The sequence below is a fragment of the Pseudomonas sp. ENNP23 genome (assembly GCF_001728945.1).
GTDB classification, from domain to species: Bacteria; Pseudomonadota; Gammaproteobacteria; order Pseudomonadales; family Pseudomonadaceae; genus Metapseudomonas; species Metapseudomonas otitidis.
In genome coordinates this window covers 1-22,863 of the sequence record NZ_LYSP01000015.1, presented here as the reverse complement: position 1 = coordinate 22,863, position 22,863 = coordinate 1, and the positions used below count along the sequence as shown (strand labels likewise).

At 49.4% G+C, this 22,863-nt stretch carries 20 protein-coding genes; all 20 read left to right on the top strand.

The window, feature by feature from the left end:
* Positions 1–102: 102 nt before the first annotated feature.
* The 20 genes from A9G05_RS26530 (at position 103) to A9G05_RS10560 (ending at position 22,780) form a co-directional block, all read left to right on the top strand.
* Positions 103–1,587: a mannose-1-phosphate guanylyltransferase/mannose-6-phosphate isomerase gene (locus A9G05_RS26530; RefSeq protein ID WP_083272542.1), complete on the top strand. Its 1,485-nt coding sequence runs from the start codon at positions 103–105 to the stop codon at positions 1,585–1,587.
* An 82-nt stretch (positions 1,588–1,669) separates the two neighbouring features.
* Entirely contained in the window at positions 1,670–2,662 is a 993-nt protein-coding gene (locus tag A9G05_RS26525; RefSeq protein WP_083272541.1) for an FAD-binding oxidoreductase, read from the top strand.
* 14 nt (positions 2,663–2,676) lie between these two features.
* Positions 2,677–3,450: a glucose-1-phosphate cytidylyltransferase gene (rfbF, locus tag A9G05_RS10625; RefSeq protein WP_069560937.1), complete on the top strand. Its 774-nt coding sequence runs from the start codon at positions 2,677–2,679 to the stop codon at positions 3,448–3,450.
* Positions 3,451–3,452: 2 nt separating this feature from the next.
* On the top strand, positions 3,453–4,538 hold the full coding sequence (gene rfbG / locus A9G05_RS10620) for a CDP-glucose 4,6-dehydratase (RefSeq protein ID WP_069560936.1): 1,086 nt from the start codon (positions 3,453–3,455) through the stop codon (positions 4,536–4,538).
* A gap of 43 nt (positions 4,539–4,581) precedes the next feature.
* Positions 4,582–5,895 carry a lipopolysaccharide biosynthesis protein RfbH gene (rfbH, locus tag A9G05_RS10615; RefSeq protein WP_069560935.1) on the top strand — a complete coding sequence of 438 codons (1,314 nt, stop codon included), beginning with the start codon at positions 4,582–4,584 and terminating at the stop codon, positions 5,893–5,895.
* On the top strand, positions 5,896–7,587 hold the full coding sequence (locus A9G05_RS10610; RefSeq protein ID WP_069560934.1) for a thiamine pyrophosphate-binding protein: 1,692 nt from the start codon (positions 5,896–5,898) through the stop codon (positions 7,585–7,587).
* Between the two features lie 117 nt (positions 7,588–7,704).
* Positions 7,705–8,634: an NAD(P)-dependent oxidoreductase gene (locus A9G05_RS10605; RefSeq protein WP_069560933.1), complete on the top strand. Its 930-nt coding sequence runs from the start codon at positions 7,705–7,707 to the stop codon at positions 8,632–8,634.
* 213 nt (positions 8,635–8,847) lie between these two features.
* Positions 8,848–9,840 (top strand): glycosyltransferase, encoded by a 993-nt coding sequence (locus tag A9G05_RS10600; RefSeq protein ID WP_069560932.1) that lies wholly within the window; start codon positions 8,848–8,850, stop codon positions 9,838–9,840.
* Entirely contained in the window at positions 9,837–10,850 is a 1,014-nt protein-coding gene (locus A9G05_RS10595; RefSeq protein ID WP_069560931.1) for a glycosyltransferase family 10 domain-containing protein, read from the top strand. Before A9G05_RS10600 ends, A9G05_RS10595 begins: the two co-directional genes overlap by 4 nt.
* Entirely contained in the window at positions 10,837–12,285 is a 1,449-nt protein-coding gene (locus A9G05_RS27195) for a lipopolysaccharide biosynthesis protein (protein ID WP_139131125.1), read from the top strand. Before A9G05_RS10595 ends, A9G05_RS27195 begins: the two co-directional genes overlap by 14 nt.
* Positions 12,282–13,325: a glycosyltransferase gene (locus A9G05_RS26520; RefSeq protein ID WP_083272540.1), complete on the top strand. Its 1,044-nt coding sequence runs from the start codon at positions 12,282–12,284 to the stop codon at positions 13,323–13,325. Before A9G05_RS27195 ends, A9G05_RS26520 begins: the two co-directional genes overlap by 4 nt.
* Before the next feature lie 33 nt (positions 13,326–13,358).
* Positions 13,359–14,480: a GDP-mannose 4,6-dehydratase gene (gene gmd / locus A9G05_RS10590; protein WP_069560930.1), complete on the top strand. Its 1,122-nt coding sequence runs from the start codon at positions 13,359–13,361 to the stop codon at positions 14,478–14,480.
* Positions 14,481–14,483: 3 nt separating this feature from the next.
* Positions 14,484–15,413 (top strand): GDP-L-fucose synthase, encoded by a 930-nt coding sequence (locus tag A9G05_RS26515; protein WP_083272539.1) that lies wholly within the window; start codon positions 14,484–14,486, stop codon positions 15,411–15,413.
* Positions 15,413–16,573, top strand: a complete 1,161-nt coding sequence (locus tag A9G05_RS10585) for a DegT/DnrJ/EryC1/StrS aminotransferase family protein (protein WP_069560929.1) — start codon at positions 15,413–15,415, stop codon at positions 16,571–16,573. The genes A9G05_RS26515 and A9G05_RS10585 overlap by 1 nt, the downstream gene beginning before the upstream one ends.
* Before the next feature lie 86 nt (positions 16,574–16,659).
* Entirely contained in the window at positions 16,660–17,451 is a 792-nt protein-coding gene (locus A9G05_RS26510) for a glycosyltransferase family 2 protein (RefSeq protein ID WP_083272538.1), read from the top strand.
* Positions 17,448–18,380, top strand: coding sequence for a glycosyltransferase (locus A9G05_RS10580; protein ID WP_256548350.1), 933 nt, complete (start codon positions 17,448–17,450; stop codon positions 18,378–18,380). The genes A9G05_RS26510 and A9G05_RS10580 overlap by 4 nt, the downstream gene beginning before the upstream one ends.
* Positions 18,373–19,353 (top strand): NAD-dependent epimerase/dehydratase family protein, encoded by a 981-nt coding sequence (locus A9G05_RS10575; protein ID WP_069560928.1) that lies wholly within the window; start codon positions 18,373–18,375, stop codon positions 19,351–19,353. Before A9G05_RS10580 ends, A9G05_RS10575 begins: the two co-directional genes overlap by 8 nt.
* Before the next feature lie 2 nt (positions 19,354–19,355).
* Complete coding sequence (locus A9G05_RS10570) at positions 19,356–20,366, top strand: glycosyltransferase family 4 protein (RefSeq protein ID WP_069561011.1); 1,011 nt, start codon at positions 19,356–19,358, stop codon at positions 20,364–20,366.
* Positions 20,367–20,406: 40 nt separating this feature from the next.
* Entirely contained in the window at positions 20,407–22,404 is a 1,998-nt protein-coding gene (locus A9G05_RS10565; RefSeq protein ID WP_069560927.1) for a nucleoside-diphosphate sugar epimerase/dehydratase, read from the top strand.
* A gap of 58 nt (positions 22,405–22,462) precedes the next feature.
* A complete protein-coding gene (locus tag A9G05_RS10560) occupies positions 22,463–22,780 on the top strand; it encodes a helix-hairpin-helix domain-containing protein (protein ID WP_069560926.1) in 318 nt (105 codons plus the stop codon).
* Positions 22,781–22,863 lie beyond the last annotated feature (83 nt).

Below are 22,863 nucleotides of genomic sequence, written 5' to 3'. Positions count from 1 at the left end.
TTTCTTGAGGAAAGCTTTTTCTTCAGTTTTTTGCGATGAAAGTGTGCACAACTGCGGTTGGTGTCTCCTTTCTCAGGTATCGCCATGGCAAGGTTGTCCTAAATGCAGTCATCTCTTCGAATTCAGCCCGTCATCCTTTGTGGTGGTTCGGGAACACGCTTATGGCCTCTATCTCGCTCGGGGTTCCCTAAACAATTCCTGTGCTTATCGGGTAGTGAAAGCCTATTCCAGCAGTCTGTCTCTCGCCTTTGTGGGGTGACTGGGATGCTTTACTCAGATCCCATGCCTTATGTGGTCTGTCATGAGGAGCACCGCTTCCTCGCGCAAGAGCAGTTGCGCGAAATGGGTGTTGAGCGCGCTTCATTGATACTTGAGCCTGTGGGGCGTAATACAGCGCCCGCTCTTACGCTTGCCGCGCTTGAGGCTCTTGCAGAGTGGGATGACCCTATTCTGATGGTGTCGCCCGCCGATCAGACAATATTGGACATAGAGGCTTTCCATCGTTCTATTCATCGGGCATTGGAGTGTGCCGCTGCTGGCGACATCGTCATTCTTGGTATCACTCCTAACAAGCCAGAAACCGGCTATGGGTACATTAAGGTTCAGTCAACTGACGAGCTTGCCGCCATGGTCGAGCGTTTTGTGGAAAAGCCAGATAGGCATACTGCTGAGCGATATCTAAAGAACGGTGGCTATTTCTGGAATGCTGGCCTATTCGTATTGAGGGCTTCTGTATGGCTAGCTGCGTTGCAAGCGTTTCGGCCGGATATAGCTCAGGCAACCACTGCCGCGTGGGAGGGGAGGCGCTGTGACAGTCGCTTTATTCGCCCTGATCCTGCTGCGTTTAGGGCTATACCCAGTGAGTCCATCGATTACTCGGTAATCGAGAAGTGTCCTGGTAGCGTGCATCCGATTAGAATGGTGCCTCTTGATGCAGGTTGGAGTGATCTGGGAGCTTGGGATGCAGTCTGGGATGTGCTGCCAAAAAATGAATTCGGCAATGCGTTTCAGGGTGATGTGCTTATCACGGATAGTCAAAACTCCCTAGTTCATGCCAGTAGTCGGCTTGTTGCGCTGGTGGGTGTGGAGAATCTGGTAGTAGTTGAAACTGCTGACGCTGTTCTGGTTGTGGATAAGGCGCGTAGCCAAGAAGTTAGGCATATCGTTAGTGCGCTCAATCAACAAAGCCGCGAGGAGCATTGCTCGCATCGTAAGGTGCATCGACCTTGGGGGTGGTATGACAGTATCGATGAAGGTGGTCGCTTCAAGGTCAAGCGTATTCGGGTGAAACCCAAGGCTAGTCTCAGTTTGCAGAAGCATAATTATCGTGCAGAGCATTGGGTGGTCGTGCAAGGCGTGGCTGAGGTTACTTGCGGTGATCTGACGATTTTACTTCAAGAGAATCAGTCGACCTACATTCCTCTTGGTGAGGTTCACCGACTGGCGAACCCGGGCACCACACCTTTGGAGATTATTGAGGTGCAGTCTGGGCACTATCTTGGGGAGGATGACATTGTACGTTTCGACGATATCTATGGTCGGAATGATGTAGTGCCGTCTCCTGTGGGCGATGGAAAAGATGGTTGATATATATTAAGTGTGAGAGGCAGGTTATATCACAAATTGACTCTCCTTCCTGCCTCGCCGCATGTAATGGGTATTGTAAGAAATGACCAATAAAGTTTTCCTTTCTAATGGAAGGTCTTTTGATGTAGATGAAGGGCAGACTATTCTTTCCGCAGCAGTAAGGCAGGGTGTTCTGCTGGAGCATAGTTGTCGTACTGGTCGTTGTGGTGTGTGTCGCGTAAAGGTTGAGCAAGGTGCTACCGAAGCGCTTGTACCAGAGGACTCTCTTGCTGATACAGATTCTAGTGATGGCTATATTCTGACGTGCTGCCGCACCGCTATCGGCGATGTCCTACTTGCAGCGGAAGATCTGGGCGAACTTGGTATCGTCAGCGCCAAGACGCTGCCCTGTCGTATTGATGCTCTTAGATATCTTTCAGATGATGTATTAGAGGTCGTTCTGCGTACTCCGCCTGCAAGCAAGCTTGAGTATCTACCGGGCCAGTACATAGATGTTATCGGTGTCAGTGGAATACGTCGCAGTTACTCTATAGCCAACGCGAGAAGAGAAGATGGCAAAATTGCTCTGCATATCCGAAAAGTAGATGGGGGGCGCATGAGTCAATACTGGTTCGGTGAGGCAAAAGTTAACGATCTTCTCCGTCTTGAGGGGGCTCTGGGAACCTTTTGCTTGCGTAGCGGAGTTGCTAAAAGTCTGGTTCTATTGGCCACAGGAACTGGAATCGCTCCGTTAAAGGCGATTCTTGAGCAGTTAGCTGCCGATACTGCATGTAAGCAATATGATCAAATATATCTCTATTGGGGGGGGCGTATTGAAAAGGATATTTATTGGCGGCCAGATTTCCCCAAGTTGCCACTCTTTTTCACGCCTGTCCTTTCTCGTTGCAGTACATTTAAAGGCCGAACAGGCTATGTTCAGCAAGCTGTGCTCGCTGATTCTATAGATCTTACTAGTGCTGAAGTATATGCGTGCGGTTCGGATGTGATGATTCGTAGTGCGCTTGAATCAATGCTCGCGGCAGGATTGGATAAAAATAAATTCTATTCCGATGCATTTGTAAGTTCAAGTTTATAGGGTTTGGAGAGGCTATGAAGGCAGTTATACTGGCGGGTGGTCTGGGTACACGCCTTAGCGAAGAAACTGGTACGCGCCCAAAGCCAATGGTTGAGATCGGCGGTAAGCCGATACTTTGGCATATTATGAAGATGTACTCTGCCTATGGGGTGAATGAGTTCATTATTTGTTGTGGTTATAAGGGGTATGTTATTAAGGAGTATTTTGCAAATTATTTTCTGCATATGTCCGATGTGACGTTTCATATGCAAGATAATAGTATGCAAGTGCACAATCGGCGCGCCGAGCCTTGGACGGTTACTCTTGTGGACACCGGAGAGCACTCAATGACGGGGGGGCGATTGCTGCGCGTTGCAGATTACTTGAAAGACGAAGATGCTTTCTGTTTCACATATGGCGATGGCATTGGCAATATCGATATAGCCGAGACGATTAAATTCCATCGCTCGCATGGCAAAAGCGCTACGCTGACTGCAACCTACCCGCCAGGCCGCTTCGGCGCTTTGGATATTGAAAATAAGCAAGTCATGAACTTCAAGGAAAAACCCAAAGGGGATGGCGCTATGATCAATGGTGGCTTCTTCGTGCTCAGCCCCAAGGTTCTTGCTTATTTGGCTGGCGATGCAACCATCTGGGAGCAGGAGCCTTTGATGAGGTTGGCTGAGGAGGGCGAGCTTATGGCCTATGAGCACCAAGGCTTTTGGCAGCCAATGGACACCTTGCGCGACAAGCATCTATTGGAGGAGCTTTGGCAGAACGGTAAAGCGCCTTGGAAGTCTTGGGAATAAGCATGAGCGCGAAGGTTTCACCTGCTTTCTGGCAGGGCAAGAAAGTATTTCTAACCGGCCACACTGGCTTCAAGGGCAGTTGGCTGTCGCTATGGCTGCAGAGCATGGGGGCACAGGTACAGGGGTTTGCTCTTAGCCCGCCAACGAGCCCTGCCCTGTATGAGGTAGCAAGGGTCGGAAAGGGCATGCTATCACGAATTGGTGATATTCGCGATCTCAGGGACATTGTCCATAGCATGCGAGCGTTCAATCCAGAGGTGCTTATTCACATGGCGGCGCAACCTCTGGTACGTCTTTCCTATCGGGAGCCCGTGCAGACTTATGCTACTAACGTCATGGGGACTGTGCACGTGTTGGAGGCAGCACGTCAGTGCAGCAATTTACGTGCGGTAGTTAATGTCACGACCGACAAATGCTACGAAAATCAGGAATGGGAGTGGGGGTATCGTGAGAGTGAGCCGATGGGTGGGCATGATCCCTACAGCAGCAGCAAGGGTTGCGTAGAGTTGGTGACAGCCGCATACCGCAGCTCGTTTTTCAGTGATCCGTCTGCACCGGCCATCGCTTCCGTTCGTGCCGGTAATGTGATTGGTGGAGGGGATTGGGCTGAGGATCGTCTGATTCCTGATATTCTTAGGGCCTTTGCAGAGGGGGTTGCAGTTACTGTTCGCAACCCACTATCGACAAGGCCTTGGCAGCACGTGCTGGAGCCGCTCAGTGGTTATTTGGTACTGGCCCAACGCTTGTGGAGTGATGGGCAGGCCGTTGCTCAAGGGTGGAACTTCGGCCCACGTGACGAAGATGCTCGTACTGTAGAGTGGATTCTCGATCATATGGTGCGGAACTGGGGGGGCAACGCCCGCTGGCAGTTGGACGAAAGTCCGCAGCCGCACGAAGCGCGCTACCTGAAGCTGGACATTTCTAAGGCACGTAGCCGCCTGGGCTGGTCTCCCTCCTGGACGCTGGAGACGACTCTGGACCGCATTGTCGATTGGCAGCGTACCTGGTTGCAGGGTGGTGACATGCGTGCCGCTTGTATTGCCGAGATCGATGCCTATATGGCGGACATGGCTGCACCGCGTGGTTGAACTGAACTACGCACCTCTCGAATTGTTAAACGCAGGTAGATTCATGACTCCCGATATCCTCCGCAATGAAATCAGCAAGCTAGTCGAGCAGTATGCTCTGTCGGCGTTAGCACCCAAGCCCTTCGTTGCCGGTGAAAGCGCTATTCCTCCATCTGGCAAAGTGATCGGTGCGCGTGAACTGCAACTGATGGTGGAGGCTTCGCTTGACGGCTGGCTGACCACTGGACGTTTCAATGCGGAATTCGAAAAAAAGTTGGCTGAATTCCTTGGTGTGAAGTATCTGCTGTCGGTCAACTCCGGCTCTTCGGCCAACTTGATCGCTTTCAGCGCTCTGACATCGCCCAAACTGGGGGATCGGGCCATCAAGAAAGGCGACGAGATCATCGGAGTGGCTGCTGGTTTCCCCACTACCGTGAACCCGATCGTCCAGTTCGGCGCAGTTCCGGTGTTCGTAGATGTGGATATGGCAACCCATAACATCGATCCTGAGCTGATCGAAGCCGCCATCACGCCAAAAACTAAGGCCATCATGTTGGCCCATACCCTTGGGAATCCATTTGATCTGGGAAAGGTCAAGGCACTCTGCGAGAAGTACAACCTATGGCTGGTCGAGGACTGCTGCGATGCCCTCGGTGCGACTTACGACGGCAAGTTGGTTGGCAGCTTTGGCGACATCTCCACGTTGAGCTTCTACCCGGCGCACCATATTACAATGGGTGAGGGAGGAGCGGTATTCACCAACAATGCCCAATTGAAAACGATCGCGGAGTCCTTCCGTGATTGGGGGCGCGATTGTTATTGCGCGCCAGGTTGCGACAACACATGTGGGGACCGTTTTGGCCAGCAGCTGGGTAGCTTGCCTAAGGGCTATGATCACAAGTATGTGTACGCCCATCTAGGTTACAACCTGAAAATTACGGATATGCAGGCTGCCTGTGGTCTGGCTCAGCTGGAGCGTGCGCAGGAGTTCATCGAGACTCGCAAGCGAAACTTTGAGTTGCTCAAGACGCGTCTTGCTGGCCTTAGCGATTTCCTAGAAATCGCTAAGGCAACACCTAACAGCGATCCTTCTTGGTTCGGTTTTCCGGTTACGCTGAAAGAAAGTAGTGGTGTTCAGCGAGTTGACCTGCTGAAGTTCCTCGATCAGCACAAGGTCGGTACTAGGTTGTTGTTCGCTGGTAATCTCACTCGCCAGCCCTACTTCCAGAATCTTGAATACCGTGTGGTCGGTAGCTTGGTCAATACCGATAGGACTATGAACCAGACGTTCTGGCTGGGCATATACCCTGGCCTGAGCCAAGAGCACTTCGATTTTATCGGAGAGAAATTCGAAGAGTTTTTCGGGATTGGGTTCTGAATGAAGGCGTCGGATGCGGTTGCGAAAGTCCTTGCCAAAAATGATGTGCTGTTTGGCTTCGAACTCATCGGTGGGATGATTGCCCATCTAGTTGATAGTATCAATCTCCTGGGTGCTACCAAGCTCGTGTCCGTGCACCATGAACAAGCTGCCGCTTTTGCGGCGGGAGCTGTCTCTCGGGCGACCAATAACCAGATAATGGGCGTGGCACTTGGTACCAGCGGGCCGGGTGCTACCAATCTCATTACTGGCATCGCTGATTGCTGGTTGGACAGCCACCCTTGTTTGTTCATAACGGGGCAAGTTAATACCCATGAGGCCAAGGGAGACCGGGAAATCCGACAACAGGGTTTTCAGGAACTAGACAGCGTCGAGCTTGTGCGGAGCATCACCAAGTATGCGCGCAAGATAAGTCATGTCGACGAACTCATTCCCTGCTTGCAAAAGGCGATTGATATCGCGAGAGAGGGGCGCCCAGGTCCCGTATTGCTGGATATCCCAATGGATATCCAGCGCGCCGAAGTGGACGATACTGCTCTTGATTCATATGGTCCGAGGAAAAAGGAGCATGGAGTATATTTAAAGTCTCCCGTCGGCGATGTACTTCAGAAACTGCAAGCCGCTTCAAGCCCTTTGTTCCTTATAGGCGGTGGGGCTGTAAACGCCGAGCATTTTGCGGATTGGTTAGTGGCGATCAACACGTTGAGTATTCCTTTCGTTTCCAGTTTGAAAGGGGCTGAGAAAGTTACGGCATCTGAGAACTATTTTGGGATGGTCGGTGCCTATGGTACGAGGGCAGCAAATTTCGCAGTACAGAACTGCGATCTCCTGATTGTGCTTGGCAGTCGCCTGGATGTAAGGCAAACGGGTGCCCAAGTATCCGATTTTGCTCGCAAGGCAAAGATTATTCAGATCGATATAGATCCAGGGCAATTGAATAATCGGATTGTTGCCGATTATTCCCATCAATGTGATCTGGATGTGTTTTTTGCCGATTTTGTTCAACAAGCCGTTTTGCCGGGGTCATGGGCTGGCTGGAAAGAAACTCTGTGCCAGGTTTTTCAAGAAACCTTCATTGATGAGTACGAAGATTGGAGTATAAGTCCGTTTAAGCTCTTTTCAACGCTCAATACTCTTTGTGATGGGTGGGCGGTTGAGTTTGTGGCGGATGTTGGTAATAACCAAATGTGGGCAGCCCATACTCTCCGTCTAGGTGAAAACCAGGCTGCCCATCACTCTGGTGGCCTAGGTGCCATGGGGTTCGCTATCCCAAGTGCAATTGGTGTTTGCTACGCGTCGAAACGGCCCGTAATTGCAATTACAGGTGATGGTGGTGCACAGCTCAATATTCAAGAGCTGGATATTGTCGCTCGTGAAAGGCTGCCGATTCTCACGCTCGTGCTCAACAACCATTCCCTAGGAATGGTGCGTGGCTTCCAAGACATGTACTTCGAGGGCAGAAGCTCATCTACGTATTGGGATGGCTACACATCACAGTTTCGCGCCATTGGCGAGGCCTACGGGGTTGAGTCGCTGACAGTGATTTCTTTGGATGCTTTTATTGAAGTCGTTAACGCCTTTGTCGAGTCACCGCGGCCGATGCTGGTAGAGCTGCATATGAGTGATGCGAGAGAGTGTCGGCCTCGTCTCGAATTTGGGCGACCGATAGATGAGCAGTCACCTAGGCTCTAGTTAAGCTATGCGTTGAGGTCTGTCGCGCGTGATTGACGTGAGAAGATCCAATGATAAAAGTCTTTAGTATTACTAAGGCGTGAATATAGTCGTCCCGAATTCGATGAGGTATTTGCAGTGGTTTGTATTGCCCTAGTAGGTGCGAGTAGCCAGATTGCCAAAGATTTTATTCGCCTGAATGCATTAAACGCTATCTATGAATTGATACTGTTTGTGCGTGATGTTCAGGCGATGACGAATTGGCTTGATGAGATTGGGTTGGCAGATCGTTTTCCCGTGTACCTGTATGGCGAATACGGAAAGCATCAACATGATGTCGTCATAAATTTCGTAGGTGTAGGTGATCCATCGCGGGCAGCCCAGATGGGCGGAGATATACTAGATATAACACTGAGATTTGATGATTTAATAATTAGCCAGTTGCTAAAAAACCCAATGCGGCGCTACATATTTATCTCCAGTGGTGCTGTATATGGAGGCAGTTTTTCCGAGCCCGCTGATGCTACATCAGTTGCTAGCTATGATGTAAATCATATAACCCTGCAGAACTACTATTCTATCGCTAAGTTGCATGCCGAGGTGCGTCATCGTTCCTTGAGGAATTTATCTATTATCGATGTTAGGGTATTTAATTATTTTAGTCGATATCAAGGTCTAGGTTCACGCTTTTTTATTGTGGATATTCTGAATGCAATAAAATCTGGGAGTGTTCTTAGGACTTCTTCAGAGCCTATATCGCGTGATTTTCTTCATCCTACTGATTTCTTTCAGTTGATAGGTTGTTGTTTGGCCTCGCCTTGCAGGAATTTCCCAGTAGATGCATATACTAAGGCGCCTATCGGTAAGCTTGAACTGCTTGAGACGATGGCAAGGAATTATGGATTGCAGTATGAGATAGTTTGTGATTTGACTGGCGTAGTGGGGTCAAAGCAAAATTATTATTCAACCAATATGAAAGCTCGAGAGCTTGGTTATCAGCCCAAGTATTCATCTCTGGATACACTGAATGCTGAGGTTTCCGCAATTCTAGAAGGAGATGATTTTTAACAGTTGCTATTGCACTCATGATTCTGGGCGCTCGCGATGTTTTTTTATTTTTGTTGCTAAGCTTTTAGTTCCATGAGAAGTTGGCAACAAGGTTTAATAAGCTATTCGTTATTTCAGTTGTTTGAGTCTATCCTGATATTTTAATAAAGGTCAGCGCTCTCCGGGTTGTATTCTTAGTTTGCTGATTACTCCAGTTTTCTTGAAGAGTAGAAAATGAAGATTTTATATGTAGACTTACTCTATGATTATGGGGTCAAGTCCCGTGGATTCAATTATATTGGGCAGTTAGGTTTCAAGGCCTCTTTTGAGAGGTTAGGGCATGTGGTTGAGGCTTTTTATTATGATGATTACCTGCGGCGTACGGATGAATTACAGATAGAACTCATAAGGGTTGCAGATGTTGTGCGACCAGATTTGATTTTTTTCTGTTTATTTCAAGATCAGTTTTCAGTTAAAACCCTGCAAGACCTATCTAGTAGATACGTTACAATGAATTGGTTTGGAGATGATCAGTGGCGTTTCGATGCGTTCACAAAATATTATGCGTCAAGTTTTACTTGGTGTATCACAACCGATAAATTTAGTATTCCTCGTTATAAGCAACTTGGGCAAAATAATATAATTCATAGTCAATGGGCTGCGATTGATGATAGTACCCGCTTTGACATTACTCCACCTAACTATGAATATGATGTTTCATTCGTTGGAGGGTATCATCCTTATCGTGCCTGGTTTCTATCCCGACTCAGTAAAAGCGGCCTGAACGTTAGGGTCTTTGGAAACGGATGGCCGACTGGACCATTAAGCAACGAAGAGATGACTGCCCTCTTCAAGAAGACGAAGATAAATCTAAATATATCCAATAGTGCGAGTTTCGATGTGCGCTATCTGCTTTCATCAACTAAATCACTGATGTCAGCACTACGCGCCTCTAAGAGTAGTCCACAGGTTAAAGCAAGAAATTTCGAAATTCCTTACTATGGCGGATTCCAGCTATCTGATTATGTTCCTCATCTAGAAGAGTATTTTTCGATCGGAACAGAAGTGGTTTGCTACTCCAGTCCAGATGAGGCGATTGCTTGGATTAATTACTACTTGAGGAACGATGTGGAGCGAGAGGCCATACGTTTGCGCGGCACACAGAAAGCAAGGTGTTATCATGCTTACTCAAATCGAATAGAAAAAATATTTGAGATCCTCGCATGAAGAAGGCTTCATTGGTAGTAAGTGATTTTTATAATGGCAACAAAATATTTGATGTTGACGATATTGAAGTTAATCGTGATAGCTGTTTAAGTTTTTTTTATGAGTTAAAGGCCTCTTTCAGGAAAAGAGGTTATGATCTAGCGACATCCGATATCCACTTTCCCATGGATTCTGATGTAGTACTTTATAATGAAATGCCTGCTGCACTTCCTAAAGAGGAGGCATACGCGAAGTCTTTTTTATTGCTGTATGAAAGCTTCTTGGTTCGCCCCGATAACTGGGATGTTGGTAAGCATAAGAAATTCAATAGAATTTTTACTTGGAATGATCGTCTGGTTGATCATGATAGATACTTCAAATTTAATTTCTGTCATGATTTCCCTGTAATTATTAAAAGACCAATAAGCTCTGATAAAAAGCTTTGCACGTTAATTGCGGGCAATAAAAAATCTTCTCATGAGTTAGAGTTGTACTCAAAACGGCGTGAGGCAATTGATTGGTTTGAGAGATATCACCTTTGCGATTTTGATTTTTATGGACTCGGTTGGGACAAGTTTTGTTTCTCTGGCTCTAAGCTTCTCAGAGTGCTCAATCGCTTCCCGTTTTTGGGTAGATTACTTGCTCCTCAGTTAAAGTCTTATAAAGGAATTACCAGTACGAAGCGTGAGGTTCTTGAACGCTATCGATTCTCAATTTGCTACGAAAATGCAAGGGATATACCCGGGTATATTACTGAGAAAATATTCGACAGTTTCTTTGCAGGGTGTGTACCAGTTTATTGGGGGGCGAATAATGTTGAAGAGCATATTCCTCGTGAGTGTTTTATTGATAAGCGCGACTTCTCGGGCTATCCCGAACTCTATAGCTATCTAAAGAATATGACAGATGCTCGTCATGCTGAGTACCTAAATAGTATTGAAGGTTTTCTCTCGAGTTCCGCAAGCGATCCATTCCGTAGCGAAATAGTTGCCGACTATGTCGTGGAGACTATTTTAGATGCTCAGCCTTAACCACCGAGGGCTATTTGTACTCGTCTTCGGGCGCGTATTGCAAGTAGGTATCATGCTTGCTTCTATCAAATTGTCTACGCACTATTTGACGGCTGTTGAGATCGGTAATCTCTATGTGATTGTGACGATCACTAATTTTTTTGGGCTTTTCTTGATCAATCCGCTGGGGCAGTATGTGAATCGCTGTACTCATGTTTGGTATGCAGCCGGCGAATTAGTGAATAGATTTTTTATTTACAATTTTTATGTTGTTGGTGTGGCTTTTTTGTCGTTCTGTGTGGTCTCTATATTGCCGCTGATCGATATTGCGGGGGGCATTAGTCACGGCCTACTTTTGCTAGTCGTGCCTATGTTTGTATACGTCAATACTTGGAATCAAACACTGGCCCCAGCACTTAATATGCTTGGGCATCGAGTGGTTTTTACTACCCTGACTGTTGCTTCGGCTGCGCTGGCAGTTTTACTATCTTTCTTTGCAGTAACACTGTATGAGCCTACGGGTATAATGTGGGTATCGGGTCAAGTTAGTTCTTTCTTTTTGCTAAGTATTGTTTCTTTTTTCTTTCTGAAGCGTTATGTGCCACAGCCTTGTGATATTGGGGCCATGCGTGCGGCTATGTCTATAGAGAGTCTGTTGGGGATAGTCAGGTTTACGTTACCGCTTGCGGTAAGTATTTTATTCTTGTGGATGCAAGGACAGTCTTATCGTTTTGTCATTGAGCGTTTTGTGGGGCTAGAGTTTCTTGGTTATTTTGGTGTGGGCTTTGCAATTGCAATCGCCGTTTCAAGCTCTGTCGAGAACTTAATGATGCAGTGGATTTCCCCGGCTCTGTACAGGAGTATGGCGGATTCTGATAGGTTTTCTGAATTTTTCTCTGTACTAATTAATGGCCTGTTGCCATTATATTTTCTTTTGGCGATATTTGTTTCGTTCTTGTCTGTGAATTTAATGGTTGTTTTAGTTGGTGAGGCTTATTCTCGGTCGTGTATTTTTTTGGTTTTTGGAATATGGGCCGAGTTTTTTAGGGTCGCAACTAATTTGCTGGCTACAGTAGCACATTCAAAGATGTGTACGCGTAAGTTGGTTGTCCCATATGCGGTTGGCGGCATCGGTACTTTGTTGGGTGTCTATTTTGCCTCTCGGTCTGCTGATTATTATATTCTAATTCCAAGTGTCATCGTGGTTATGGGGGGGGTGGGGTTCGCGGTCATGTACTATCAGATGAATAAGATTTTAAAAATTCGATTGCGGATAGCGGGTTTTTTACGCATGTTTGTGTTCGGTACTGTCTTTTCTTTTGCTTATTTTCTATACTCTATATCTGGCAGTACACTGGTCTCAGCTTTAATTTTGAGTGCTTTTGGATTTTATTTTTTGATGGTGGTCTATTTTTATTTTCGAGCGTTGGGCGGCGCGCGAGCTTTGGAGTTATGATTATGTGTTCAAATGTTTGCTCTACTCCCCGGCAGCCTTTAGTGTGTATTTGTATTCCATGCTTTAATAATGAGAGAACTATCGGTTTTACATTGGAAAGCATTTTAGGGCAGACATATAAAGAGTTTATCATAAAGGTCTTTGATAATGCCTCTACGGATGCAACTGTCTCAATTGTAAAGGAGTTCATTCGGCGTGGTGTCAATATCCAACTGACGGAAAGGGCTGTAAATATTGGCGGGGAAGGTAATTTCAATGAGTGCATTAAAGCCGCAGAAGGTGATTACACCGCTATTTTTCATGCGGATGATGTCTATGACTCAGATATTGTCGCTATAGAGGTTTCTTTTCTGCAAAAGAATTTGTCCTGCTCAGCCGTGAGTACTCACGCTAGATTGATCGATGGTAATGGTGTCGAGTTAGATAAGAAGTTTCTGCCAGAAGAGCTCCGCTTAAGTGCACATAAAGTACTATCTCGGGAGGAGTTCCGGAGGCTTGTCTATAAGTACGGAAATTTCATTACTTGCCCCAGTGTCTTGTTTAGAACAGCCTCGCTTAAGGAAGAGGTGGTGACTTTCAGGAACGAGCATTTTGCAAGCTCTTCTGACCTCGATGTATGGCTGCGTTTAGCAAGTCGCGGCGGAATGGGGTTTATAAGGAGAGAGTTGATGAGTTATAGGGTCTCAGCTGCTAGCTTCTCCTATAACCGTATCAGCAGAAGAGTGGCTGATGCAGATATGTTCTTAGTGCTTAACTACCATTTGAATGATCCTGGTATTTCTTCAAGTCTCAGGGCGGAGTTGGCGCACTATAGAGATTTTCTGTTGCTGAGAGATCGTGCTTCTACAAATATAAATAGGCTGATTCTAGAAGTCTCTCCGTACCAGTCTATGCCTGTGTGGCGCAGTGCTCATTTGGCTTTGAGTAGCTCTTTCCACTTTAAAGCGTTTCTTCTGTCATTGGCTGTGAAGTTATTTATATCTATCCCAGTGACGCGCTCCCTTGGCGCTACAATAAAACGTTGGCGCTACGGGCGCTGATGAAATGCAAATTTATGTGTTTTTGAGGTGTGTATGAGAAAGGTTGCGCTTATTACCGGTATCACAGGGCAGGATGGCTCTTATCTTGCTGAGTTTCTTCTGGATAAGGGGTATGAAGTACATGGCATAAAGCGCCGTGCCTCATCCTTTAATACTCAGCGGGTAGATCATATATTCCAGGATCCGCATGTGGATAATCAGCGCTTTATCTTGCATTATGGCGATCTGACTGATGCGTCAAGCCTTACTCGTATAATTCAGGAGGTTCAGCCTGATGAGATTTATAATCTTGGGGCGCAGTCGCATGTGGCTGTGAGCTTTGAGACTCCAGAGTATACCGCTGATGTTGACGCTATGGGGACATTGCGTATTCTTGAGGCTGTTCGTCTCTTGGGATTGGAGAAAAAAACTCGTTTTTACCAAGCATCTACTTCGGAACTCTATGGTTTGGTTCAGGAGATCCCTCAGAAAGAAACAACTCCATTCTATCCACGCTCACCTTATGCGGTAGCTAAGCTATACGCTTATTGGATTGCCGTTAACTATCGTGAGTCTTACGGTATGTACGCCTGTAATGGTATTCTTTTTAATCATGAGTCTCCACGTCGCGGTGAGACTTTTGTTACTCGCAAGATCACTCGGGGGCTGGCTAATATTGCCCTTGGTATTGAGCGCTGTCTCTACATGGGGAACCTTGATTCGCTTCGGGATTGGGGTCATGCCAAGGACTATGTACGCATGCAATGGCTCATGCTGCAGCAAGAACAGCCTGAAGACTTCGTTATAGCTACTGGTGTGCAGTATTCAGTGCGTGATTTCGTTAGCTGGAGTGCTGCGGAGTTGGGCGTTTCTCTGCGTTTTAAAGGACAGGGTGTGGATGAAATTGCGATAGTCGAGGCTATCGAGGGTGACAAAGCTCCGGCGCTCAAAGTGGGTGATGTGGTACTTCGTGTCGATCCTCGTTATTTCCGCCCGGCTGAAGTGGAGACCCTACTGGGGGACCCGACCAAGGCAAAGAACCTGCTTGGCTGGACTCCGGAAATTACGGTTCAGGAGATGTGTGCTGAGATGGTTCGTGAAGATCTCAAATCTGCTCAGCAGCAGTCTTTGTTGATTCGCCACGGGCATAACATTGTCTCTAGCGTCGAGCGATAGATAATGAAGATTCTACTGACTGGCGCCTCGGGTATGTTGGGGCGCAACATTCTTGAGCACGCAGATGCCAGTGTTCATGAGTGGTTCACCCCAACGCATGCACAGTTGGATCTTTCTAACTATGCGTCGGTAGCGTCGTACCTACTATCGAACACCCCGGACTGTGTCATTCACGCAGCAGGAAAAGTTGGAGGCATTCAGGCCAATATTCGCGAGCCGGTCGAATTTCTCATCGCCAATCTCGATATGGGGCGGAATGTCATGATGGCATCAGCGGCAGCGGGAGTTAGAAACTTACTGAATATTGGTAGTTCCTGTATGTACCCTCGGGATCGTGAGAGTGCGCTCAGTGAGGATGATCTTCTGGGAGGGCCACTGGAGCCTACCAATGAGGCTTATGCGCTGGCCAAGATCACTGTGGCAAAGCTAGCAGAATATTTATCTCGAGTTAACCCGGGCTTTAACTACAAGACTATAATTCCCTGCAACCTGTATGGGCCTCATGATAAATTTGATCCTCGTTGGTCGCACTTAATTCCATCGATCATTCACAAGCTGCATGTAGCAAAGCAGCGGGGAGATGACACAGTCGATATATGGGGCGATGGTTCGGCACGTCGCGAATTTCTATATGTGAAGGATGCCGCCTCGGCGATTCTTAAAGCTGTCGGATCCACTGCAGAGCTTCCAGCCTTTTCCAACATCGGACTTGGCTTCGATTACACCGTCAATGAGTATTATCAGGCTGCTGCCAAGGTCATTGGCTACCAAGGTGGTTTCATTCATGACACCAGCAAGCCCGTCGGCATGAAACGAAAGTTGTCGGACGTCCGGCGCGCGCAAGCTTGGGGTTGGAGCTTCGAAACGTCGCTTGAGACAGGTCTGGCAGAAACTTATAAATTTTATTTGAGTACGATTGAGGAGTCGCATTGATGGGATACTCTCTTGCCAGTACAACTTGGGACGAAGCCGAATATGCTGCCATCCAGCGAGTTGTCGCCTCTGGAATGTTTTCCATGGGTAAGGAGGTGTCGCTGTTCGAGAAACAGTTCGCCGAGACTATGGGTATCAAGCACGCCGTAATGGTGAACTCTGGGTCATCCGCCAATTTGGCGATGATCGCTGCACTCTTCTTTCGCAAAGAGAACCCTCTGAAAGCCGGCGATGAAGTCTTGGTCCCTGCCGTTTCTTGGAGTACCACCTACTACCCGTTGCAGCAGTACGGCCTCAAGGTCCGGTTTGTCGATATCGATCTAGAAACCTTGAACATGGACCTTCGCCAACTCGAAGGTGCTATTACGGAAAATACCAGGGCGATTTTCGCCGTGAACCTGCTGGGCAATATCAACGATTTTTCCGAAATCGAACGTATTATCGGTGACCGCGACATCCTTCTTCTGGAGGATAACTGTGAGTCGATGGGCGCACTGCTCAATGGTCGTCAGGCCGGGACGTTCGGTGTAATGGGCTCTTACAGCAGCTTCTTCAGCCACCATATCGCCACGATGGAAGGCGGCTTGGTTGTCACGGATGATGATGAGTTGTATGAGATCCTGTTGTGCCTCCGTGCGCACGGTTGGACCCGTAACCTGCCGAAGTTCAACCATGTGTGTGGCGAGAAGAGCGATAATCCTTTTGAGGAGTCGTTCCGTTTCGTGCTTCCCGGCTATAATCTGCGTCCGTTGGAAATGAGCGGAGCCATTGGGCAGGAGCAAATCAAGAAGCTACCGATGCTAGTCAGTGAGCGGCGTAAGAATGCGGAAACTTTTCGGAAGCTATTTGCGGAGCACCCGTGGCTGATTATCCAGAGGGAAGTGGGGGAGAGCAGTTGGTTTGGCTTCTCGCTGGTGTTGAAGGAAGATGCTCCTGTGACGCGCTCCGTGCTTATTGAAAGGCTGACGGCTGCCGAGATAGAAGTTCGCCCCATCGTAGGCGGCAACTTTGCGAAGAATGAGGTCATGAAGTGGTTCGATTACTCGATCTACGGGCGGTTGGATAACGCTACTTATATCGATGCGCATGGCTTCTTTGTTGGCAACCACCATTTCGACCTGACCGAGGAGCTCACGCTCCTTCATTCGTTGTGTCGTTAGTTGACACGAAGTGCATGGCGGGCGTGTCCTGCACTGCGCTATTGACGATAGCCTGAGTTGTTGGGGTTCATAGTAAGGGGTGGCAAGTGAGTGCGGATGTTTCTGTCATCATCCCCTATTTCAATGCACTGGCGACAATAGGTCGAAGCATCGAGTCGGTTATTGCGCAGACAGTGGCGGTTCGTGAGTTGGTGATCGTGGATGACGCTAGTGGCGATCCCGAAGCGTTGGCGCGCTTGGTTGACGGTTATAGAGGGTCGTTGAATATCCTGTTGATCTCTTTGGAAATCAATCGCGGACCATCTAACGCACGAAACGTAGGGGTGGCGAACGCGTCTTCGTCTTATATTGCATTTTTGGATGCGGATGATATCTGGCATCCAGAAAAAATCCATATTCAGTATATGTATATGCAGCAGAATCCAGTTCGCCTCACAGCGCATGGATATATCGCGGATCTGCAGCAGCGTCCCTTCTTCATTGATAAGCACCTATCGGGTGAGAGTATCGGTAGGCGCAGTTTCATATACAGGAATCCGATATTCACACCTACCGTTATGGCTCGTAGGGAAGGTTTCTGCTTGTTCGATGATCGCTATCGACGAATGGAGGATTATTTATGTTGGTACGAGAACTTGAAGAACGGAAATCACATCCTGCTGAGTCTCGAACTGGCCGGGGGTTTCAAAGCTGCTATTGGATCGTCGGGGTTGACTGCATCTGTTCGTTTGATGCATGAGAGCTGTTTAGACGTCTTGCGCGGTTTACGTAAAGAGCGAAAAATGCCGCTGTCCGACTATTTGTTCGCATATGTATTCGAGATGATCAAGTTTCCGGTCAGGTCGTTTCTAGTCTTTATCAGGAAGAGTTTTTTGTGAGCTCCAGCGATTTGCCGTTGCCACGTGTAGCGGTGTTGCTTGCGGCATACAACGGTATGCAGTGGCTGCGGGAGCAACTTGATTCGATCCTTGAGCAGGCGGGTGTAGATGTCACTGTCTACGTAAGTGTCGATAGGTCCAGTGACGATACCGGCGCCTGGATCTGCGACTTTGCGGACTCCGACTCAAGGGTCGTGCCGCTTGCTTATGGGGAGGCATTTGGTGGTGCGGCGAAGAATTTTTTTCGCCTCCTGCGTGATGTCGATCTCCAGCCCTTCGACTGTGTTGCGTTCGCTGATCAGGACGATATCTGGCTGCCGAACAAACTTGATCGGGCTTGCCAGCAGATCCTGGCTCAGGGTTGTGATGGCTACTCGTCGAATGTTACGGCCTTCTGGCCTGATGGCCGCCGTGTTCTGGTTAATAAGTCCCAGACGCAGGTGAAATGGGATTACCACTTCGAGGCCGCCGGCCCAGGTTGCACTTATGTGATGACTTCTGCATTGGCTGGGGCAATAAAGCACTGCGTGATCAATCACCGGCAACTTATCGATGAAGTCGCTCTGCACGACTGGTTCTGTTACGCCTTTGCTCGTGCCAAGGGGTATCGGTGGTACATCGACGCGACGCCGTCGCTGCTGTACCGCCAGCATGAGAACAATCAATTCGGAGTCAACTCTGGGTTTAAGGCCTTTCAGTCTCGGGTGAATCAAGTGTTCAACGGATGGTGGCTTGCTCAGGTGCGTTTGATCTCAAGCATTTTAGAGGCCAGGGACCTGATCCTGATATCGCGTCTGAACACGTCATACCGCATGGCGTTGTTCGGTTTGTCATTGCGTGCCTGGCAGTGCCGGCGTCGCCTGCGCGACAAGTTGTTCTTTGCCCTTGTTTGCTGGGCGCTGATGTTTAAAGGACCTGACAATGGCTGAGCGCACCAAGGTTCTGGTCACCGGAGCGACCGGCTTTATTGGTTCTGGCTTGGTGATGCACTTGGCTGCTGATTCCCGGTGGTGGGTGGTCGCATCGGTTCGTAGCCAGAACCTGTCGCCTGCTAAAGGCGTAGATGTGTTTCCGGTCGGTAATATAGGGCCCGATACCGATTGGTCGGAGGCTTTGAGTGGTGTAGGTGTCGTGGTCCATACGGCGGCTGTTGCCCATGTGCGCAATATCGGAGCGGGTGAGCGGCTCGCGCATTTGCGCATGACAAACGTCGATGGTGCGCTTTGCCTCGCGAAGCAGGCCTTGGCTGCAGGTGTTCGGCGTTTTGTGTTTATAAGTTCGATTGGTGTAAACGGTACAGGGATTGCGCATCAACCGTTCAACGAACTGAGTCTACCGGAGCCACATGCGGCTTATGCGATTTCCAAGTTCGACGCTGAGCGGGCATTGCATGACCTGTTTGCTGGTACCACTACAGAGCTAGTCATCATTCGTCCGCCGTTGGTCTACGCAGCGCACGCCCCTGGGAATTTCAAATGGCTGCTGAGAGTCGTGTATTGGGGTCTGCCCCTGCCATTTGCGCAGGTGGCTAACTCACGGAGCATCATCGCTCTGGAGAACCTTGTCGATATCATCTGCTGTTGCCTTACCCATCCTGCGGCGGCAAATGAGCTGTTCGTGGTCACGGATGGCCCCCCGGTCTCGACTGCCGATATGATCCGATGCTTAGCCGTCGGAATGGGTAAGCGCGGGCGCCTATTTTCGTTTCCAGCAGCACTGATTGCGTCGGTCTGTCGGGTGTTGGGGGTAGGGGGTATTTACACTCAGTTGTTCGAATCGTTGACTGTCGATGGTTCTAAGGTACGCCGGCTATTGGGTTGGAAACCGCTTATCAGTACCGAGTCCGGGTTGATCCAGGCGGGTAGGGCGTATCGGCGTATGCGTTCGTCAAAGAAGGATTGATGATGGTGGTCTGGTGGCTTTTGCCCATTGTTATGGTTGTTTCCCTTGGTATCACCGGATTGATGCGTCGCTATGCTTTGGCACGCAGCATCATGGATATACCAAACTCTCGTAGTTCACATTCCGTACCCACACCACGGGGCGGCGGGATAGCCATCGTATTTAGCTTCCTGGTTGCTCTGCCTTTGCTCACGCTGGCGCTGGGGCTATCTTGGGGAGCACCCCTGGCGTTGCTGGGAGCGGGGGCTTTGGTAGCGATAGTTGGCTTTCTCGATGACCATGGGCATATCGCAGCACGCTGGCGCCTGCTCTTTCATTTTGGTGCTGCAGTTTGGGCACTGGTATGGCTAGGAGGGCTGCCGCCTGTGCAGTTCTTCGGTGCCTCTGTGGATCTTGGGTGGGCTGGCCATGTGTTTGCGGCGTTCTATCTAGTCTGGTTGCTCAATCTCTATAACTTTATGGACGGCATCGACGGTATCGCTGGAGTCGAGGTGATTACCGTGTGCCTGGGCGGGGCGTTGCTCTACTGGCTTAAGGGACATGCTGATCTTGCCGTCTTTCCGCTGCTCTTAGCGGCTGCGAGTGCCGGATTCCTGTATTGGAATTTTCCGTCTGCGAAGATCTTCATGGGTGATGCGGGAAGTGGATTTCTAGGCGTCACTCTGGGTGTTTTGTCGCTGCAGGCTGCGGCATCTGATGCGGTGTTGCTGTGGGCGTGGCTGATCTTACTCGGTGTCTTCATAGTGGATGCGACCTATACGCTGTTGAGGCGGTTGCTACGGGGTGACAAGATCTATGAGGCTCATCGTAGCCACGCCTATCAGTTTGCTTCGCGGCGCTTCGGCCGGCATTTGCCAGTTACCCTAGGGGTGGCAGCGATCAATTTTGTCTGGCTGTTGCCCTTGGCTCTCTGGGTTGGTGTGGGCGGCCTGAGTGGCGTTGTCGGCTTAACCTTGGCATATGCTCCGCTGCTGGGATTGGCAGTCAAGTTTCGCGCTGGTTCTTCGGAGTGAAGGGCCCTGTCTTTTTACAGTTCGAAAAGCTGGAAGCCTCATGAATTGGCTGCGTACCTATCTGCTTGGCCTCTCACGTCGTCGCAAGCGCCTTTTGCAAGTTGCTGTCGATGTGGCGCTGCTTTGGGTAGCGTTGTGGCTGTCATTCGCCATTAGGTTGGGGGTGGATGACACCGTCAATCCATTCGGAAGCCACTTGTGGCTGTTTATCGCCGCGCCCCTGATCGCCATTCCTATCTTCACGCGCATGGGGTTGTATCGCGCGGTGATGCGTTACTTCGGCAACGATGCGCTTATCACCATTCTCAAAGCAGTGACGCTTTCTTCTGCTGGATGGGCGCTGTTCGCTTACTGGGTGCGCGAGCCTGATGTGCTTGTGCCGCGTTCGCTTGTTTTCATCTATTGGTGGATGTCGCTGATGCTGGTCGGGAGCCTGCGGCTGCTGCTGCGTCAGTTCTTCATGGGGGACTGGTATGCCGTGAAGGCCCAGATGCGCCAGGGGGGGCAATTACCGAAGGTGGCGATCTATGGGGCCGGGGCGGCCGGAAACCAGTTGCTTGCTGCATTAAGAATGGGTCGCTCGATACGTCCCGTCGCATTCATAGATGACGATGAGAGTATCTCGGGCAGGGTGATCGCGGGCCTCAAGGTGTACAAGCCCAGAGATATTGAGCAGATGATCAATGAGGCGGAGGTAGAGGAGGTGCTGCTGGCTCTTCCGTCGGTATCACGCTCACGGCGCCGCGAGATTCTTCATTCGTTGGAGTCCTATCCGCTGCATGTGCGTAGCATTCCCGGCTTCATGGACCTGGCGAGTGGGCGGGTCAAGGTAAATGACTTGCAGGATGTCGATATCGTTGACCTCTTGGGGAGAGATGCTGTGCCGCCTTGTCAGGAACTCTTTGAGCGTTGTATCCGCGGGCAGGTTGTAATGGTCACTGGTGCCGGCGGATCGATTGGCTCGGAGCTATGCCGCCAGATTCTGATGTCGGGTGCGACCACGCTGATCTTATTCGAGCACAGTGAATTCAATCTTTATAGTATTCAGAGTGAGCTTGAGGGGAGTATTCGTCGGCACTCCCTATCAGTCCGCTTGGTTGGAATTCTCGGCAGCATTCGCAATAGCTCGCGCTTGCTGGATGTGATGTGCACCTGGAAGGTAAAGACTGTCTACCATGCCGCCGCCTACAAGCATGTTCCGATTGTTGAACACAACGTCGCCGAGGGTGTGCTCAACAATGTACTGGGCAGCTTGAATACTGCTCAGGCTGCTATCCAGTCGGGTGTGGAGCATTTCGTGTTGATCTCCACCGATAAGGCGGTGCGACCCACCAATGTCATGGGTAGTACTAAACGTCTCTCGGAAATGGTGCTGCAGGCGTTGAGCTGCGAAGCCGCACCGGTGTTGCTTAACCAGGGGGCGCGCAGCAATCAAAACAAGACTCGGTTCACTATGGTTCGATTCGGTAATGTGTTGGGATCGTCCGGCTCGGTAATTCCCTTGTTCCGCGAACAGATCAAGCGAGGTGGGCCGGTCACAGTAACTCACCCCAATATCACCCGCTACTTCATGACGATCCCTGAGGCTGCCCAGTTGGTTATTCAGGCGGGATCGATGGGACGGGGTGGTGATGTGTTCGTTCTTGACATGGGGCAGCCCGTCAAGATTGCCGAACTGGCAGAAAAGATGATTCGTTTATCGGGGCTCAGTGTCCGTAACGAAGATGATCCCAGCGGAGATATCGCCATTGAGTTCACTGGGTTACGCCCAGGTGAGAAGCTCTATGAGGAGCTGCTTATTGGTGAGAATGTCAGCACGACCGATCATCCAATGATCATGCGTGCTAATGAGGAGCATCTGCCTTGGGGGGAGCTAAAGACTGTTATTGAGCGCCTGTTAGATGCTGTCGAAAGAGATGATTACAGGATGGTTCGTCAAATCCTACGCGAGACCGTCAATGGTTACTCTCCACAGGAGGAAATTGTTGACTGGATTCATCAGCAACGAGAAGTTGAGTCTACTCTCCCGAATGACTAGCTTGGCTCGGCGGATTAAGGAGTACCGCCCTCACGTTAGCCACATGGAGATTTAAGTGATGATGCTCGTACGGGTTCTTTCCCTGCTGTTCGTACTTCTCGGCTTCGCTGGTTCTGCTATCGCTGTTGAGGCGCCAGCGAAGAATGAGCCATTGAAAACCGCGGCTCAGCAGGTGGCCAAGAAAGTAGACATCAACAAAGCCGATGCCACTACCTTGCAGGACGCAATGGTTGGAGTCGGTGAGATGAAGGCCAAGGCCATAGTGGCTTACCGAGATGCCAATGGTGCTTTTTCTTCCGTGGACGATCTTCTGCAGGTAAAGGGGATCGGTGCAAAGACTCTGGAGGCTAACCGCGACAGACTCATTGTTGAATGAGCGTCGTGATCAAAAAGGGAGCCGGCTTATAGCCGGCTTTTTTGCGCCTGCGCTTTGTAGCGTAATGCGAGGCTGGTACGAAT